This is a genomic window from Salinivibrio sp. MA427 (assembly GCF_001996115.1).
In the GTDB taxonomy this organism is placed as follows: domain Bacteria; phylum Pseudomonadota; class Gammaproteobacteria; order Enterobacterales; family Vibrionaceae; genus Salinivibrio; species Salinivibrio costicola.
Map to the genome: position 1 here is coordinate 1 of NZ_MUFH01000499.1, position 1,082 is coordinate 1,082.

Below are 1,082 nucleotides of genomic sequence, written 5' to 3' on the forward strand. Positions count from 1 at the left end.
GGCACAAATAATGCCATAAACCTTTATTAACGTAAGGCTTGTGACAGAATAAGCCTTCATACCACTCAATGATAACGAATGCCATTGTGACTGAGGATAAAAATTTCGACGACATCGCCCACAAATTTGTTAAAAACATTTATGGATCGGGCAAAGGCGAAATCCGTCAAGCGGTAATTTGGCACGACATCGAGCAGATGTTGCAGTGCTTTCCGCCGGATCAACCACTCCATATTTTGGATGCGGGTGGCGGCGTTGCACCGATTTCACAACCGCTGGCCGCTCGAGGTCACAGGGTCACTTTGTGTGATCTTTCTTCACAAATGCTCGAGTTGGCGCGTCAGGAGATTGAACAACAGGACTTACTTGCGCAGTATCAGCTGGTCCACTCCTCGGTGCAGTCCATTGGTGAGCATTTGGCGTCACCCCCGGATGTGATTTTATTTCACGCGGTATTGGAGTGGGTCGCCGCTCCTGAGCAAGTGCTAAAAGATTTGCTCAGCCATTTACGGCCGGGTGGCGTTGCATCCGTGATGTTTTATAACCAAACCGGATTGCTGTTTAAAAACCTCGTCTGTGGCAACTTGACCCATGTTGAACAGGGAATGCCGCACCGTAAACGGTTTAAACTGCAGCCGCCCAAAGGGTTGCAGCCAGACAGTGTCTATCAATGGATGCAAGACAGTGGCATTAGCCTCAAAGGTAAAACCGGGGTGCGCACGTTTCATGACTACATGCGCGATACCAATATTGGTGATTTTACCTTTGAGCAGGTGCTGGCGTTGGAGCAGCAACTTTGCCGCCAAGAGCCGTTTGTGTCTCTAGGGCGATATATTCATGTATGGGGACAACATAATGCCTCCAGCCATCAAGATGAAAACAAGGACAACCGATGAGTGATCAGGCTCAGTCTTCTCAGCATAGGGAAGGCGACGCTCAGACCGTACCGGAATTGGTCAGTTGGGTTAAACATAATAACTTTGCACTTCAGCTGCCGCCCGAGCGCTTGGCATTTTTGCTGGCAATGGCGGTGATGAGCCAAGAGCGCTTAGACGATGAACTGAGCGAACATGAATTAGTCG

At 49.4% G+C, this 1,082-nt stretch carries 1 protein-coding gene and 1 pseudogene; both read left to right on the forward strand.

The features are described 5' to 3' along the window. Positions 1 to 86 precede the first annotated feature (86 nt). The gene (gene cmoM, locus BZG79_RS15895; protein ID WP_077669653.1) at positions 87 to 896 is read left to right on the forward strand and encodes a tRNA uridine 5-oxyacetic acid(34) methyltransferase CmoM; all 810 of its coding nucleotides are present in this window, start codon (positions 87 to 89) and stop codon (positions 894 to 896) included. Beyond that, a pseudogene (locus tag BZG79_RS15900) lies at positions 893 to 1,082 on the forward strand (chromosome partition protein MukF); the annotation flags it as partial. The gene cmoM and the pseudogene BZG79_RS15900, both read left to right, overlap by 4 nt.